Raw genomic sequence first — 433 nt, 5'->3', positions numbered from 1 at the left:
TACAAATCTGTGCGATTAAATCACTTCCCTGTAATTCAGCTTTACTCATACGATATGCTGTATCTTCCAAAAGTGCACGCGTATAGGTTAAACGCGTTGCCATATCCACCAGTTTATGACGTACCACTTGATGATCAACCAAGCGTTTACCAAAAGTTTTTCGATCTTTAGACCACTGTAAAGCCTCTTCATAACATACCAACGCATAACCATATGCCATAGAAGCTAACCAAAAACGCTCCATATTAAAGTTTTTCATAATCACTTTAAAACCTGCGTTTTCTTCTCCTAGAAGATTTTCTACAGGCACTTTGACCTGATCAAAATACAAATGGGCTGTATCTGAAGCCCACCACCCCATTTTCTTTAACGGAGATTTGGTAATACCTTCACTATGGCATATGGTTATGCGTTGGTATGTTATGAAGAGGCT

Annotated in this window: 1 protein-coding gene; it reads right to left on the bottom strand. The window is 38.8% G+C overall.

All coding sequences use genetic code 11. The features are described from left to right. Window positions 1-433: acyl-CoA dehydrogenase family protein (locus tag FLQ44_RS17850; protein ID WP_276607875.1), on the bottom strand; the 433-nt coding region annotated here is incomplete at both ends.

This window comes from Vogesella mureinivorans (assembly GCF_007644035.1).
GTDB lineage: Bacteria > Pseudomonadota > Gammaproteobacteria > Burkholderiales > Chromobacteriaceae > Vogesella > Vogesella mureinivorans.
The sequence above is the reverse complement of the archived record's forward strand: the minus strand, read 5'-3'. Positions and strand labels throughout refer to the sequence as shown.